This window comes from Marinobacter sp. (genome assembly GCF_041690455.1).
Classification (GTDB): domain Bacteria; phylum Pseudomonadota; class Gammaproteobacteria; order Pseudomonadales; family Oleiphilaceae; genus Marinobacter.
Window position 1 is genome coordinate 1 of record NZ_JAWLHI010000024.1, and the last position, 13,861, is coordinate 13,861.

Below are 13,861 nucleotides of genomic sequence, written 5' to 3' on the forward strand. Positions count from 1 at the left end.
GCAAGCAGGTCAGTAATATCCATAGGGTTCCTCGGAGGGCTTTTTCTTTTAATCCATAAGCGGCAAACTCACAGTATGAGCAGCATAGCAGACAACATCGGGAGCGTAACCCGACGCATACAAAAAGCAACATTGCAGGCGGGGCGGGACCCCGGCAGTGTGCGCCTGTTGGCGGTCAGCAAGACCCGACCGCCGGAAGACCTGCGTGAAGCCTTCGCTGCGGGGCAGACCGCGTTTGGCGAAAATTACCTGCAGGAAGCGCTCGAGAAGATCGAGGCCCTGGACGATCTGGACGGCATCGAGTGGCATTTTATCGGGCCAATCCAATCCAATAAGACCCGGCAGATCGCCGCATCGTTTGACTGGGTGCACAGTGTCGATCGGCTGAAGATCGCACGCCGCCTCAGCGAGCAGCGTGCGGCGTCACTACCACCTCTCAACCTCTGCCTGCAGGTAAACATCGATGAAGAGGACACCAAGTCCGGCTGCACCCTGGAGGAGCTGCCCGAGCTGGTTTCGGCAATCGGCGATCTTCCCAACCTCAGCCTGCGGGGCCTGATGGCCATTCCGGATCCCGACCAGCCGGAATCGGAGCTCAGGTCCAGCTTCCGAAAACTGGCCAACGCCGTCAAATCCCTGAAGCAGGAATTTCCGGAAGCCGGCCCGCTGGACACTCTGTCCATGGGCATGTCCGATGACCTGGAAATGGCCATTGCCGAGGGCGCGACCTGGGTCCGGGTTGGCACAGCGGTGTTTGGAGCCCGGCCGCCAAAGGAGCCCCAGAGCTGAATCTCTCAGTTCCTGCTATCATCCGGTTCAAACTGTTAACCGATCAACCGTTGGAGTGAACCTTGAGCACATCACCCACTATTTCATTTATCGGGGCCGGCAACATGGCCAGCGCCATCATCGGCGGCATGCTGGACAACGGCTACAAGGCCGGTGATATCTGGGTCAGCGCCCCGGATGACGGTCATCTTCAGGCCATCCGCAAGCGTTTCGGCGTCAGCGTCACCACCGACAACCGCTACTGCGCCCAGCAGGCCGATATGGTCATCCTGGCAGTCAAGCCCCAGGTCATGGCCGATGTCTGTCGTGATATCGCCCCGGTCGTTCAGAACACCCGTCCCCTGATGGTCTCCATTGCTGCCGGACTCACTGCCGACACCCTGGACGAATGGCTCGGCGGCGGGCTACCCATGGTGCGGGTCATGCCCAACACGCCCTCGCTGGTGGGCAAAGGCGCTGCCGGCCTGTTCGCCAATAGCCAGGTGAAGGACGATCAGAAGAAGATGATCCAGGCAGTCTTTGAAAGCATCGGCTCCGCGCTTTGGGTGGACGACGAAAACCTGTTGCACGGGGTTACGGCCCTGTCCGGCAGTGGTCCCGCCTACTTTTTCCTGATGCTCGAAGCGCTTGAGGCGGCAGCCACAGAGGCAGGTATTGAACCGGCCACCGCCCGGGAACTGGCGATCCAGACCATGGCCGGGGCCGCTGAAATGGCCGCCCGCAGCGAACACGATCCCGCCCAGCTCAAGCGCAACGTCATGTCCCCCGGCGGCACCACCGAGCAGGCCATCAACACCTTCGAGGAAGGCGGGCTGCGAGACCTTGTCAAGAAAGCCTACGGCGCGGCATTCAAGCGTTCGGAAGAAATGGCCGAAGAACTGGCCGGCAAACAGTAACCGATAACGGAGACACAGCTTCATGCTGGCAGACATCCTGATCACCATCCTGCTGATCGCGTCCACCTTTTATCTGACGATTGTGCTGCTGCGTTTCCTGCTGCAGCTGGCCCGGGCCGATTTCTACAACCCGATTTCCCAGTTCGTGGTCAAGGCGACCAACCCGCTGTTACGCCCCCTTCGCCGCTTTATTCCGGGCTGGGGTGGCATCGACGGCGCCTCCCTCGTCCTGGCGGTCATCATCCAGGCGATCACATTCTTCTTCATCCTGGTCGCACTCAATGGTGGCATTCCGGCGATCAACCCCATCACCCTGATGGTCTGGGCGGTGCTGAACGTGCTCAGCCTGATCGTGAAAATCTACTTCTGGTCCGTCATTGCGGTAGTGGTGGTGAGTTGGATTGCTCCCCAGAGTGGTCACCCGGCCATCCAGCTGGTTGCCCAGATTACCGAACCGGTCATGCGGCCGGTGCGCAACGTGATGCCATCCATGGGCGGGCTGGATCTGTCACCGATCATCGTGTTCCTGATCCTGAACGTGATCTCGGTGGTGATCGACCACATGAAACTGGCTGCCGGTCTCGGATCCATCGGCCTCGGCATGTAAATCTGCCTTCCGGATATACATTCGGTAACACCCGGAAACGAAAAACAATGAAGCCAAGCCGCAAAATCATCTTGTTGATTTTGCGGCTTTTTATTGCCAAAAATTGTGACCTGTCCGGCGAAATGCCAAGGCAAGGTACACATGGATCGAGAAGACGGGATAGTATTACTACTTATTCATGAATTGCTGTAGTCCGCGCGCCCGGCTGGCAGCGGGCGCCGGTATACCGGGAAGTCGCGCAGAAGGAAACTCCAATGAACCCGCAGGGAACTCTGTCGCAGCAGGTAGAGGCTTACCATAACTGGAAAAAGGAACTGATCCGGCAGATCGGGCGCTATCGCCTCTGGCTGCAGGATAACGACCTGTTTTCCGACGACATCAGCACCCGCATTCGAAACGGTCTCGAACTGCTCATCGAGGATGAGCTGACCATTGCCTTCGTCGGCGAGTACTCCCGGGGCAAGACCGAACTCATCAATGCACTGTTCTTCTCGGAGTATGGTCAGCGCATGCTGCCCTCCCAGGCCGGCCGGACCACCATGTGCCCGACCGAGCTGTTCTTTGACCGTACAGCCAATCAGAATTACCTCCTGCTGCTGCCGATCGAAACCCGCACCGGCGAACTGTCCCTGCAACAACTCCGCAAACAGCCAGAACGCTGGGTCAAGCATGAACTCGATGAGCGCGACCCGGAAATCATGCGCGAAGTCCTGGCCGAGGTTGCCAGGGTCAAGAGCGTGCCACCACAAGAGGCACGAAACCTGGGCTTCGACGAAGCCATGCTCGAGCATGATCGCAACAACCCCGGTAACGTTCTGGTGCCAGCCTGGCGTAACGCCCAGATCAGCATCAGACACCCCCTGTTCGAACGCGGCCTGCGCATTCTCGACACCCCGGGCCTGAACGCGTTGGGTTCCGAACCCGAACTCACCATCAGCATGCTGCCCCGGGCCCACGCTGTGATTTTCGTGCTCAGCGCCGACACTGGTGTCACCGCCAGCGACATGACCATCTGGAAGGAGCACATCGACACCGAACACGCGGATCACCGGGCCGGCCGGTTTGCGGCCCTGAACAAGATCGACGTGCTTTGGGACGATCTGCAGGGTGAAAAGCACACCCAGGAGGCCATCGAGCGGGTACGCAGCTACACCGCCGACCACCTGGGCATCCGCCAGCACGACGTCATTCCGCTGTCGGCCAAGCAGGGACTGATCGCCCGTGTGCGCCGGGATGCCGACCTGTTCGAGCGCGCCAACATCGGCCAGCTGGAGCAGCTGATCATCAAGCGCATCCTGATGCACAAGGAGCAGCTGATCACCCAGAGCCTGATCAACGATCTGCTGGGTATGCTCCAGAACAGTCAGGCTGCGATGCAGACCCGGCTGGAGGCACTGGAAGAGGAACTCCAGGCCTGTTCCGGCGCCACTATGGACAAAGCGGCCCTGAGCCGGCTCGCGGAGCGGGCACAGAAAGATTATGACTTCTACTACAAGAAGCTCATTTCCCTGCGCTCCAGTCGCCGGCTGGTGGATTCCCAGGGCAAGACCCTCAAGAGCCTGGTCAGCGAGCAACGCTTCGAGGAGCATGCCGAAAAGATCCGGACTTCCATGTCGAAGAGCTGGACCACCGCCGGCATGAACCGGGCTATGGATCACTTCTTCGAGCTGCTGGAAGCTGACCTCACCAACCTTATGAGCGAAGGCCACCTGGCGGAGAAGATGGTGGGCGCCATCTACCGGCGCTATAACGAAGATACCCGGGCACGGCACCTGGAACCCATCCCGCTACGCGCAGGGCGGCATGTCATCGCTATCCGGGAGCTGCGCAAGAAAGCCAGGCGCTTCCGGATCAGCCCGAAAAACCTGCTGACCGAACAGTCCCTGCTGGTACGTCGCTTTTTCAATGTCATGGTGGGAGAGGCCCGCACCCTGCATAACCGGGTACGTAAGGACGTTGAACGCTGGCCCCACGAGGCCCTGCTCCCCATCATGCAATATTCCATGGAACAGAAGCAGCTACTGGAGCACCAGATCCGGCGCCTGCGTGACATGGTCAGAAGCGACCGGGACGGTCGGGCCGAGCGGGAGAAGCTGGAAACCACCATTGCCGACCTGCGTCGCCAGCTTGAACTGGCCGACGGCATGCAGCGGCAGATCCGCAAGCCGGCCCCGACCCTGATCCAGCAGAAGGTGGTAAACATTTCCGGGGTCGTTTAGGCCCTGCCTGCTGACACCCGCTCCCGGTTGCAGCCATCCCCACCCGGCTATAAACTGCTGGGCTGGCGATGGCTTTGCTGTCGCTGTTCCAGTTACTTACGGATCGAACCAGGAACCTGTCGCGCCGATGCCCGATTCCCTGCCCGCGGATTCTGTCGGGATAGTTACCCCACAGTCTTACCACTTTGACACTCCCATCGAGCTGGCCTGTGGCCAGGCGCTGGGAAACTACGATCTGGTGGTGGAAACCTACGGCGAACTGAACGCCGACGCCAGCAATGCCGTGCTGATCTGCCACGCCCTCAGTGGCCATCACCATGCCGCCGGCTACCACAGCATGGACGATCGCAAACCCGGATGGTGGGACAGCTGCATTGGCCCGGGCAAGCCCATCGATACCAACCGTTTCTTCGTGGTCTCCCTGAACAACCTCGGCGGCTGTCATGGCAGCACCGGCCCGAATTCGGAAAACCCGGCCACCGGCAAGCCCTATGGCCCGGAATTCCCGGTGGTTACCGTGAGTGACTGGGTGAAAAGCCAGGCCCTGCTCGCCGACCGACTCGGCATCCAGTGCTGGGCAGCGGTGGTTGGCGGCTCCCTGGGCGGCATGCAGGCGCTGCAGTGGAGCCTCGATTACCCTGACCGGCTCCGGCACGCGGTGGTGATTGCCTCCACGCCGAGGCTGACCGCCCAGAACATTGCGTTCAACGAGGTGGCGCGCCAGGCCATCACCTCCGACCGGGAATTCCATGGCGGCCGCTACTATGATTTTGACACCCTGCCCCGCCGTGGCCTGATGCTGGCCCGGATGGTCGGCCACATCACCTACCTGTCCGATGCCTCCATGGGTGAGAAATTTGGCCGGGAGCTGAGGGAAGAAGCCTACAAGTTCGGCTATGATGCCGAATTCCAGGTGGAGAGCTATCTGCGCTACCAGGGCGAGCGGTTTTCCGAGACCTTCGATGCCAACACCTACCTGCTCATGACCCGCGCTCTGGATTACTTTGATCCGGCCTATGAGCATGGCGGTGACCTGTCCCGGGCGATTGCCGCGGCCGAGTGTGAATTCCTGGTACTGTCATTCAGCACTGACTGGCGGTTTACGCCCCAGCGTTCGGAAGAAATGGTGAACGCGATGATTTCCGCCCGGAAGAAAGTCAGCTACGCCGAGATTGATGCGCCCTGGGGGCACGATGCCTTCCTGATCCCCACGCCACGGTATACGGACATTTTCACCGCTTACATGGATCGGGTAGCAAGGGAGGTAGGCGCATGAGACCTGACCTCGAAATCATCCAGCAGTGGGTCAAACCCGGTCATCACGTTCTGGATCTGGGCTGTGGTGACGGCACCCTGCTCGACTTCCTGCAGCGGGAACGCCAGGCCACCGGCTTCGGCCTGGAAATCAACCCGGACCACATCACCACCTGCATGAGCAGGGGTGTCGCCGTAATCGAACAAAACCTGGACACCCAGGGCCTGGACAATTTCGATGACGGCATGTTCGATATCGTATTGATGACCCAGGCCCTGCAGGCGGTGCGCCGCCCCGACAAGGTGCTGGATGAAATGCTGCGGCTGGGTCGGGAAGGCATCGTGACCTTCCCCAACTTTGCCCATTGGCGGCTGCGCTGGGGACTGGCCCTGAGTGGTCGTATGCCCGAATCCGAAGCACTGCCGTATAAATGGTATAACACCCCCAACATCCGCCTGTGCACCTTCAAGGATTTCGAGGCCCTGTGCCGTCAGAAGGGCATCAGGATCAAGAGCCGCCGGGTGGTGGACGGTCAGCACCAGAACAGCTGGTCTGCCCGATTGTGGCCTAACCTGTTGGGGGAGATCGCCATTTACCGCATCACACGGGAGAACGAGCAATGATCAAACAACTCCGGATTTTCACAAACTTTCTGGCGGGCATCCTCCTGACCATGGCAGCCTTGCAGGCCCAGGCTGCCGGCTCCAAGGACTTCGGCGACTACCAGCTGCACTGGAGCGTGCTTCCGAGCACCTTCCTGTCACCCGAAGTCGCCAGGGCCAACGACCTGCAACGGAGCAAGGGCATCGGCATCGTCAATATCTCCATCATGCAGGAGCAGGACAACGGTACCCTCAAACCTGTCGGTGGCCAGGTAGAGGGCAAGGTCAGTAACGATATCCAGCAGGTCAATTTCCTGGCGTTCCGGCGGATCCAGGAAGGCGATGCGGTCTACTTCATCGCCGAGTACCAATACCCCTCCGGTGAGCTGATGACCTTTAACATTACCGCCCATCCAACCGGCCACCAGCAGGACCTGTCGGTCCGGTTTGCCCACACCCTGTTCAGCGACTGAACCATGTCACAGCAACTCGTCATCGCCAGCAACAACAAGGGCAAGATTGCCGAACTCACCGAACTGCTCGCGCCCCTGGGCCTGACGCCAATCCCCCAGGGAGAGCTGGGTGTGGGTGAGGCCGAGGAACCGGCGGTTACCTTTGTTGAAAATGCCATCCTGAAAGCCCGGCATGCTGCCCGGGAAACCGGCCTGCCAGCGCTTGCCGATGACAGCGGCATTGCGGTGGACGCCCTGGGCGGCCTGCCCGGAGTCCGCTCGGCCCGGTTTGCCGGCGAGGATGCCACTGATCCGGACAACGTAGAGGCCCTTCTCGACGCCCTGAAGGGTGTCCCTGATGAAGATCGCGGGGCCCAGTTCCATTGCGTACTGGTCTATCTGCGCCACGCCGATGATCCGACCCCCATCATCTGCCACGGCCGCTGGCCGGGCCGGATTCTGCGCGAGCCCCGGGGCGACGGCGGTTTCGGCTATGACCCGGTTTTCCTCGCGCCAGAGCACGATTGCAGCGCCGCAGAACTCAGCCGGGCCGAAAAGGGCCGCATCGGCCATCGTGGCCGCGCCCTCGCCCAGCTACTCGAACACCTGAAGGCGGAGCTCTGAGGCCATGTCCGCCACTACCCCGGTGGCGGTAAATCCGCCCCTGAGCCTCTACATCCACGTGCCCTGGTGCGTGCGCAAGTGCCCCTACTGCGACTTCAACTCCCACGCGATCCGCGGCGACATCCCGGAAAAGGCTTACCTGGCAGCGTTGCTGGAGGATCTGGAGCAGGATTTGGCGCTGGTTCAAGGCCGGGCGATCCAGACGGTCTTTATCGGCGGCGGCACGCCCTCCCTGATGACGGGCGATTTCTATTTCCGACTGTTCGAAGCGCTTCGGGACAAGCTTGCTTTTGCTCCGGATGCGGAAATCACCCTGGAAGCCAATCCCGGCACCCTGGAACAGGGTCGCTTCGAGGCCTTCCGGCAGGCCGGCATCAACCGGCTCTCCATCGGCATCCAGAGCTTCAACCCTGAACACTTGCGAGTGCTTGGCCGCATCCATGATCGCAACTCGGCCCACCGTGCCGTGGAAGCGGCCCGAACTGCCGGCTTCGACAACTTCAACCTGGACTTGATGCATGGCCTGCCGGGACAGACCCCGGATCAGGCCCTCTCGGACCTGCGCGAAGCCCTGTCCCATGAGCCACCTCACCTTTCGTGGTACCAGCTGACCCTGGAACCGAACACGGAATTCTACAGTCGCCCGCCGGATCTGCCCGACGATGACCGGCTCTGGGACATCTACCGGGCCGGCGTTGACCTGTTACGGGAGAACGGCTTCGACGACTACGAAGTATCGGCCTGGTGCCAGCCCGGACGAGCCTCCCGGCACAACCTGAATTACTGGACTTTCGGCGATTACCTGGCGCTGGGTGCCGGCGCACATGGAAAGGTCAGCCTGGCGGATAGCAGCATCCGGCGCTACTGGAAAACCCGTCAGCCGGAGGCCTACCTCAATCGCATTGGCAGTCGCACCGCCGGCGTCGAAGCCATTGAACCGGACGAACGGCCGCTGGAATTCCTGATGAACGCATTGCGGCTGAAGGCCGGTGTGGCGGAATCGCTGTTTACGGAACGAACGGGTTTACCCCTGGGGTCAGTTAGGGTACAACTTGATCAATTACGGAAGGAAGGATTGCTGGAAAGCCACCGGTTGCAGGCAACGGAGCTTGGCCAGCGATATCTCAACAGCCTGCTGGAGCGTTTTCTCTGATGGACCCGGCACATGGATGGGCAGCCTTGCCAAAAACGCTGAAGACCAGTCTGATCACAACCGTAATCCTGCTGGGCGGCCTGATACTGGTCAATCAGCCACTTCAGACCGGCTCTGCGCCCCAGGGCATTGTCAGTTTCCAGTTCGCGGCCACCGCTGACCAGACCCATGCCATCCTTCGCAGCTGGCGGTCCGACGGCCAGTTCTGGGCCCGGGTTTCCCTGTGGCTTGATTTCCTCTTTATCGCGGCTTACCTGCTCGCCCTGCTGCACCTCACCCGCCACCTGATGCGGGACCGGCCCGGCGTCCGGGAGCGGGTCGTCGGGCGCTGGGTACGGGCGCTGTTTGTGGCAGCGAGCGCGGCGGATGTCACCGAGAACATCCTGCTGCTGAACAACTTCAACCCACCCACTGATGTGGTCAGCCTTTCCGCCACACTCTGTGCGCTGATCAAGTTTACCGGCCTGACCCTGGGCGTGGCCGGCCTGGTAATCATCCGGGCCGCCAGGCGACATCCCCTCGCCCACGGCTGACCCGGTAGCCGGGGATCAGTTGGTGCGGTGGAACAGCAGGTCCCAGACACCATGCCCGAGCCGCTCACCGCGCTTCTCGAACTTGGTAATCGGCCGGTCATCGGGACGCGGTGAGAACTCACCGGGTTCCCGGGCATTGGCAAAGCCTTCCGACTCACTCATCACTTCCATCATGTGTTCGGCGTAGTTCTCCCAGTCGGTCGCCAGGTGCAATACACCGCCAACCCGAAGCTTGTGCCGGAGACGCTGGACAAACTCCGGCTGAATCAACCGGCGCTTGTGGTGCTTCTTCTTGGGCCAGGGATCCGGGAAAAACACCATCACCCGGTCCAGGCGGGCATCCGGCAGGCACAGGTCGATGACATCATTGGCATCGATATTGTAGATGCGGACATTTTCCAGGCCCCGGTCCTCGATTTCCTTGAGCAGGGCACCAACGCCCGGCAGATGCACTTCCACCCCGATGAAGTCCTGCTCCGGTGCGGCCTCGGCCATCTCGGCCAGGGACTTACCCATACCGAAGCCGATTTCCAGGTTGAGCATGGCATCGCGGCCAAACACCTCACGGGGATCGATCATGCCATCCTCGCGGCTCAGGCCGTACTTGGCCCAGCCCCGGTCAAAGGCTTTCTTCTGGCCCTCGGTCATACGCCCCTGACGGAGCACAAAACTTCGAACACCACGGCGGGTGGTTACCGGCGAATCCGAGGCTTCCTTCTTGTCTTGCGGTTCATTCTGGTCAGTCATCTGGATTCCTTAACCGCAGGGTGCGGGTTGTGGTTGACAGTCTGGCCACAGTTTACCAGAGTCCGCCGGCTCAGGCGGATACCACCGAGTGCCGGCCCTGTTGCCGGTCGAGCTGACGGTAGCCAAGCGCTTCCACAAGGTGGGCGTAGGACACCGTGTCCACCGCCTCCAGGTCCGCCAGCGTGCGTGCCAGCCTCAGGATACGGTGCAGCGCCCGGGCCGACAGTCCCAACCGTTCCATGGCCCCGGCCAGCATCCGTTCGCTGTCGGCATCGAGGCGACAGGCATCCTGCAGGGCACGACCGGACAACAGGGCGTTGAGCTGGCCCCGTTCCAGCTGGCGCGCTCGGGCGCCTTCTACCCGGGCACGCACCGAGGCACTGGTTTCCCCTTCCGGTCCCGACTGCATCAATACCTCGCCGCTTTGCACCGGCACCTCCACGTGCAGGTCGAAACGATCCAGCAGGGGGCCGGATATTTTCGAGCGGTATCGCATCACCTGGGAAGGCGTGCACTGACAGTCGATGGAGGGGTGACCGCTGTAACCGCAGGGGCAGGGATTCATCGCCCCCACCACCTGGAAACGGGCGGGGAAACGCACCTGCCGGGCGGCCCGGCTGATGGCGATTTCGCCGGTCTCCATCGGCTCCCTCAGCACCTCGAGTACCCGGCGCTCAAACTCCGGTAACTCATCAAGGAAGAGTACGCCCCGATGCGCCAGGGAGATCTCACCGGGACGGGGGCTGCTGCCGCCACCCACCAATGCCACGGCCGAGGCGGTGTGGTGGGGTGCGCGGAACGGCGGCTCCCGCCAGCGTCCTTCCCGGACCGGCAATCCTGCCACCGAATGCACGCTCGCCACCTCCATGGCGGCCTCGTCCGTCAGCATGGGCAGGATGCCGGGCAAACGGCTCGCCAGCATGCTCTTGCCCGTCCCGGGCGGACCAAACAGCAACAGGTTATGGCCACCGGCTGCTGCCACTTCCAGCGCCCGCCGGGGCACCCGTTGGCCCCGCACCTCGGAAAGATCGGCCGCCGGCTGGCGGTCGTCCGCGGCCTGCGTCCGGGTCACACCGGGGACCGGAACCAGTCGCGCCCGGCCGGAGAGATGCTCGCTCACCGTCAGGATGTGGGCAGCCGCCAGCACATCATCCCGGCTCGCCAACGCCGCTTCTTCGGCGTTGGCCTGGGGCACCAGCAGCTGACGCCCCTCACTCCGGGCCGCCAGCACGGCCGGGAGAATGCCCTTGAGGGGGCGAAGCGCGCCATCCAGGGACAGTTCACCAACGAACTCGCAGCCCTCCAGGCTCTGCTCCGGAATCTGCCCGGAGGCTGCCAGGATGCCCAGGGCAATCGGCAGGTCAAAGCGCCCGCCCTCCTTAGGAAGATCGGCTGGAGCAAGATTGATGGTGATGCGTTTGGCAGGGAATTCGAAGCCGGCGTTCAGCAGTGCACTGCGCACCCGCTCCTTGCTTTCACGGACACCGGTTTCCGGCAATCCGACGATGGACAGGGCGGGCAGGCCGCCCGAGAGATGAACCTCCACGGTAACCGCAGGGGCCGACACGCCAATGCTGGCGCGGGAATGGACAACGGCAAGCATAATCACCTTCCATGGTTTGTTCCGGCGGGCATCCTGCCCACCAACAGGGCATTACTAGCCCTGGAGTTTCTGTTCCAGCTCGGCGACGCGGGATTCCAGTGCCTCCACCTTTTCCCGGGTCTTCATCAGTACCGCCTGCTGGGCATCAAATTCCTCGCGGGTCACCAGTTCCAGGCGCGACAGGACCGACATCACCGTGGCGCGGGCCTGGGTTTCAAAGTCTTCCCGGGCGGCACGGGCCATGTCGGGGACGAACTGACCGAATTGGCCCTGTAACTGAGCGAGTATATCCTGCGGACCTTTCACGTTTTACCTCACTGGTTCCCAAACTTGCGGATTCCGGCCTGGGCCGGACACCAAAAAGCAGTCCCGGGAGTGTATCACACACGCGGGCCTGCCATACTGTTGGCTGTCGGCTATATAATGGCTGCCGGCGCTGCGTGGCGAATGGCTCCAAAATGGACCGTCGGGCAGCGAGCCGCCCTGTTTTGGTGCACGCTTTTGCGCCAATCTGGGACAAGCAATCGATATCTTGTTGTTTTATAATTATTTTTTTGCGTTGGCATACCCGATGCTAGAACACTCGTACGCAATCCGCACAATTGGTGTGCGAGGTGGCAGCATCCCGAACTCAACAATCGGCCGACGGGCCCTCACTGTTGGGACGGCTTTACCAAGGAGAAAGCAATGAAACTTGTGACAGCGATCATCAAGCCTTTCAAATTGGATGATGTCCGTGAGGCACTATCCGAGATTGGCGTTCAAGGCGTAACCGTCACTGAAGTCAAAGGCTTCGGTCGGCAAAAAGGCCACACCGAGCTCTACCGTGGCGCTGAATATGTGGTGGATTTCCTGCCCAAGGTCAAGGTCGAGATCGCCATCGGCGACAACCTGCTGGACCAGGTTATCGAGTCGATCACCAAGGCAGCCAACACCGGCAAGATCGGTGACGGCAAGATCTTCGTGACCGAACTGCAACAGGCGATCCGCATCCGGACCGGTGAAACCGGCGAAGAAGCGGTCTGAACCTGATCTGACCAGACAGTCAGCCAACGCAAAAAACCTATAACCTGAAGAGCCTTGTGCGGAGGGCTTCAAATGGAAAGCAATCTTTTTCACCTGCAATACGCTATAGATACGTTTTATTTCCTGGTGTGTGGCGCATTAGTCATGTGGATGGCGGCGGGCTTTGCCATGCTGGAATCCGGCCTGGTGCGAGCCAAGAACACCACTGAAATCCTGACCAAGAACGTCGCGCTGTTCGCGATTTCCTGCATCATGTACCTGGTCTGCGGTTACGCCATCATGTATGGCGGCAGCATCTTCCTGTCCGGCATTGCCGACGTGGACGTTGCCGGTGTGCTGGGTGATTTCGCCGGCCGTGAAGACGGCTTCGAGGGTGGTTCCATCTACTCCGGCGCCTCTGACTTCTTCTTCCAGGTGGTGTTCGTTGCCACAGCCATGTCCATCGTTTCCGGTGCCGTGGCTGAGCGCATGAAGCTGTGGGCCTTCCTGGTCTTTGCAGTATTCATGACCGGCTTCATCTATCCGATGGAAGGTGCCTGGACCTGGGGCGGAGCCTCCGTGTTCGGCATGTACAACCTGGGCGACCTCGGCTTCAGTGACTTTGCCGGCTCCGGTATCGTGCACATGGCCGGTGCTGCTGCGGCCCTGGCTGGCGTACTTCTGCTGGGTGCCCGTAAAGGCAAATACGGCCCGAACGGCGAGATCCGCGCCTTCCCGGGTGCCAACCTGCCGCTGGCGACCCTGGGCACCTTCATCCTGTGGATGGGCTGGTTCGGCTTCAACGGCGGTTCCGTCCTGAAACTGGGCGACATCGCCAGCGCCAACTCCGTGGCCATGGTGTTCCTGAACACCAACACCGCCGCTGCCGGTGGCGCGGTTGCCGCCCTGATCACAGCCCGCCTGATGTTCGGCAAGGCTGACCTGACCATGCTGCTCAACGGTGCCCTGGCCGGGCTGGTGGTGATCACTGCCGAGCCCTCCACCCCGAGCGCCCTGACAGCCACCCTGTTCGGCGCCATCGGCGGCGTCCTGGTAGTGCTCAGCATCGTGACCATGGACAAGCTGCGTATCGACGATCCGGTGGGTGCCATCTCCGTACACGGTGTGTGTGGTCTGCTGGGTCTGCTGCTGGTGCCGGTCACCAATGGGGATGTCAGCTTCAGCGGACAGATCATCGGCGCGCTCACCATCTTCGTCTGGGTCTTCGTGGCCAGCCTGGTTGTCTGGGGCATCCTGAAGGCCGTCATCGGCCTGCGGGTCAGCGAGGAAGACGAGTACGAAGGCGTGGACCTGTCCGAGTGTGGTATGGAAGCCTATCCGGAGTTTGTCAGCGGCAAGCAGTAAGGCCGCTGTGA

15 protein-coding genes are annotated in these 13,861 nt (G+C 61.4%); 12 read left to right on the forward strand and 3 right to left on the reverse strand.

All coding sequences use genetic code 11. From position 1 onward, the window contains the following. Window positions 1–75 precede the first annotated feature (75 nt). The 10 genes from ACESMW_RS07555 to ACESMW_RS07600 all read left to right on the forward strand — a co-directional run bounded on the left by ACESMW_RS07555 (window position 76) and on the right by ACESMW_RS07600 (window position 9,130). Window positions 76–789, forward strand: coding sequence for a YggS family pyridoxal phosphate-dependent enzyme (locus tag ACESMW_RS07555; protein WP_372986439.1), 714 nt, complete (start codon window positions 76–78; stop codon window positions 787–789). Window positions 790–851: 62 nt separating this feature from the next. Continuing rightward, window positions 852–1,685: a pyrroline-5-carboxylate reductase gene (gene proC, locus ACESMW_RS07560; RefSeq protein ID WP_372986440.1), complete on the forward strand. Its 834-nt coding sequence runs from the start codon at window positions 852–854 to the stop codon at window positions 1,683–1,685. Between the two features lie 22 nt (window positions 1,686–1,707). Next, complete coding sequence (locus ACESMW_RS07565; RefSeq protein ID WP_372986441.1) at window positions 1,708–2,292, forward strand: YggT family protein; 585 nt, start codon at window positions 1,708–1,710, stop codon at window positions 2,290–2,292. Window positions 2,293–2,546: 254 nt separating this feature from the next. After that, a complete protein-coding gene (locus ACESMW_RS07570) occupies window positions 2,547–4,511 on the forward strand; it encodes a dynamin family protein (RefSeq protein ID WP_372986442.1) in 1,965 nt (654 codons plus the stop codon). Between the two features lie 127 nt (window positions 4,512–4,638). Then, entirely contained in the window at window positions 4,639–5,787 is a 1,149-nt protein-coding gene (locus ACESMW_RS07575; RefSeq protein ID WP_372986443.1) for a homoserine O-succinyltransferase MetX, read from the forward strand. Then, on the forward strand, window positions 5,784–6,389 hold the full coding sequence (gene metW / locus ACESMW_RS07580) for a methionine biosynthesis protein MetW (RefSeq protein ID WP_372986444.1): 606 nt from the start codon (window positions 5,784–5,786) through the stop codon (window positions 6,387–6,389). The genes ACESMW_RS07575 and metW overlap by 4 nt, the downstream gene beginning before the upstream one ends. Next, complete coding sequence (locus ACESMW_RS07585; RefSeq protein WP_372986445.1) at window positions 6,386–6,841, forward strand: DUF4426 domain-containing protein; 456 nt, start codon at window positions 6,386–6,388, stop codon at window positions 6,839–6,841. Before metW ends, ACESMW_RS07585 begins: the two co-directional genes overlap by 4 nt. A 3-nt stretch (window positions 6,842–6,844) precedes the next feature. Next, window positions 6,845–7,444, forward strand: a complete 600-nt coding sequence (gene rdgB / locus ACESMW_RS07590; protein ID WP_372986446.1) for an RdgB/HAM1 family non-canonical purine NTP pyrophosphatase — start codon at window positions 6,845–6,847, stop codon at window positions 7,442–7,444. Window positions 7,445–7,448: 4 nt separating this feature from the next. Next, on the forward strand, window positions 7,449–8,597 hold the full coding sequence (hemW, locus tag ACESMW_RS07595) for a radical SAM family heme chaperone HemW (protein WP_372986447.1): 1,149 nt from the start codon (window positions 7,449–7,451) through the stop codon (window positions 8,595–8,597). Continuing rightward, the gene (locus tag ACESMW_RS07600; protein WP_372986448.1) at window positions 8,597–9,130 is read left to right on the forward strand and encodes a hypothetical protein; all 534 of its coding nucleotides are present in this window, start codon (window positions 8,597–8,599) and stop codon (window positions 9,128–9,130) included. The genes hemW and ACESMW_RS07600 overlap by 1 nt, the downstream gene beginning before the upstream one ends. Before the next feature lie 15 nt (window positions 9,131–9,145). Here the strand turns inward: ACESMW_RS07600 and trmB are convergent, their stop codons facing one another. From trmB to ACESMW_RS07615, 3 genes are all read right to left on the reverse strand, one after another. Continuing rightward, window positions 9,146–9,877 (reverse strand): tRNA (guanosine(46)-N7)-methyltransferase TrmB, encoded by a 732-nt coding sequence (gene trmB / locus ACESMW_RS07605; protein WP_372986449.1) that lies wholly within the window; start codon window positions 9,875–9,877, stop codon window positions 9,146–9,148. Between the two features lie 70 nt (window positions 9,878–9,947). Next, entirely contained in the window at window positions 9,948–11,480 is a 1,533-nt protein-coding gene (locus tag ACESMW_RS07610; protein ID WP_372986450.1) for a YifB family Mg chelatase-like AAA ATPase, read from the reverse strand. Window positions 11,481–11,534: 54 nt separating this feature from the next. Then, window positions 11,535–11,786 (reverse strand): accessory factor UbiK family protein, encoded by a 252-nt coding sequence (locus tag ACESMW_RS07615; protein WP_372986451.1) that lies wholly within the window; start codon window positions 11,784–11,786, stop codon window positions 11,535–11,537. A gap of 381 nt (window positions 11,787–12,167) precedes the next feature. On the opposite strand from ACESMW_RS07615, the gene glnK reads away from it, so the two are divergent. Next, the gene (gene glnK / locus ACESMW_RS07620; protein WP_091997389.1) at window positions 12,168–12,506 is read left to right on the forward strand and encodes a P-II family nitrogen regulator; all 339 of its coding nucleotides are present in this window, start codon (window positions 12,168–12,170) and stop codon (window positions 12,504–12,506) included. A 72-nt stretch (window positions 12,507–12,578) separates the two neighbouring features. Beyond that, window positions 12,579–13,850: an ammonium transporter gene (locus tag ACESMW_RS07625; RefSeq protein WP_372986452.1), complete on the forward strand. Its 1,272-nt coding sequence runs from the start codon at window positions 12,579–12,581 to the stop codon at window positions 13,848–13,850. Window positions 13,851–13,861 lie beyond the last annotated feature (11 nt).

Excerpts from the sequence above, each read along its gene's own strand:
- ACESMW_RS07575 (WP_372986443.1), top strand. The coding sequence starts at position 4,639 with ATGCCCGATTCCCTGCCCGCGGATTCTGTCGGGATAGTTACCCCACAG.
- ACESMW_RS07555 (WP_372986439.1), top strand. The coding sequence starts at position 76 with ATGAGCAGCATAGCAGACAACATCGGGAGCGTAACCCGACGCATACAA.
- rdgB (WP_372986446.1), top strand. The coding sequence starts at position 6,845 with ATGTCACAGCAACTCGTCATCGCCAGCAACAACAAGGGCAAGATTGCC.
- ACESMW_RS07585 (WP_372986445.1), top strand. The coding sequence starts at position 6,386 with ATGATCAAACAACTCCGGATTTTCACAAACTTTCTGGCGGGCATCCTC.
- ACESMW_RS07610 (WP_372986450.1), bottom strand. The coding sequence starts at position 11,480 with ATGCTTGCCGTTGTCCATTCCCGCGCCAGCATTGGCGTGTCGGCCCCT.
- ACESMW_RS07570 (WP_372986442.1), top strand. The coding sequence starts at position 2,547 with ATGAACCCGCAGGGAACTCTGTCGCAGCAGGTAGAGGCTTACCATAAC.
- metW (WP_372986444.1), top strand. The coding sequence starts at position 5,784 with ATGAGACCTGACCTCGAAATCATCCAGCAGTGGGTCAAACCCGGTCAT.
- ACESMW_RS07600 (WP_372986448.1), top strand. The coding sequence starts at position 8,597 with ATGGACCCGGCACATGGATGGGCAGCCTTGCCAAAAACGCTGAAGACC.
- glnK (WP_091997389.1), top strand. The coding sequence starts at position 12,168 with ATGAAACTTGTGACAGCGATCATCAAGCCTTTCAAATTGGATGATGTC.
- ACESMW_RS07565 (WP_372986441.1), top strand. The coding sequence starts at position 1,708 with ATGCTGGCAGACATCCTGATCACCATCCTGCTGATCGCGTCCACCTTT.
- ACESMW_RS07625 (WP_372986452.1), top strand. The coding sequence starts at position 12,579 with ATGGAAAGCAATCTTTTTCACCTGCAATACGCTATAGATACGTTTTAT.
- hemW (WP_372986447.1), top strand. The coding sequence starts at position 7,449 with ATGTCCGCCACTACCCCGGTGGCGGTAAATCCGCCCCTGAGCCTCTAC.
- trmB (WP_372986449.1), bottom strand. The coding sequence starts at position 9,877 with ATGACTGACCAGAATGAACCGCAAGACAAGAAGGAAGCCTCGGATTCG.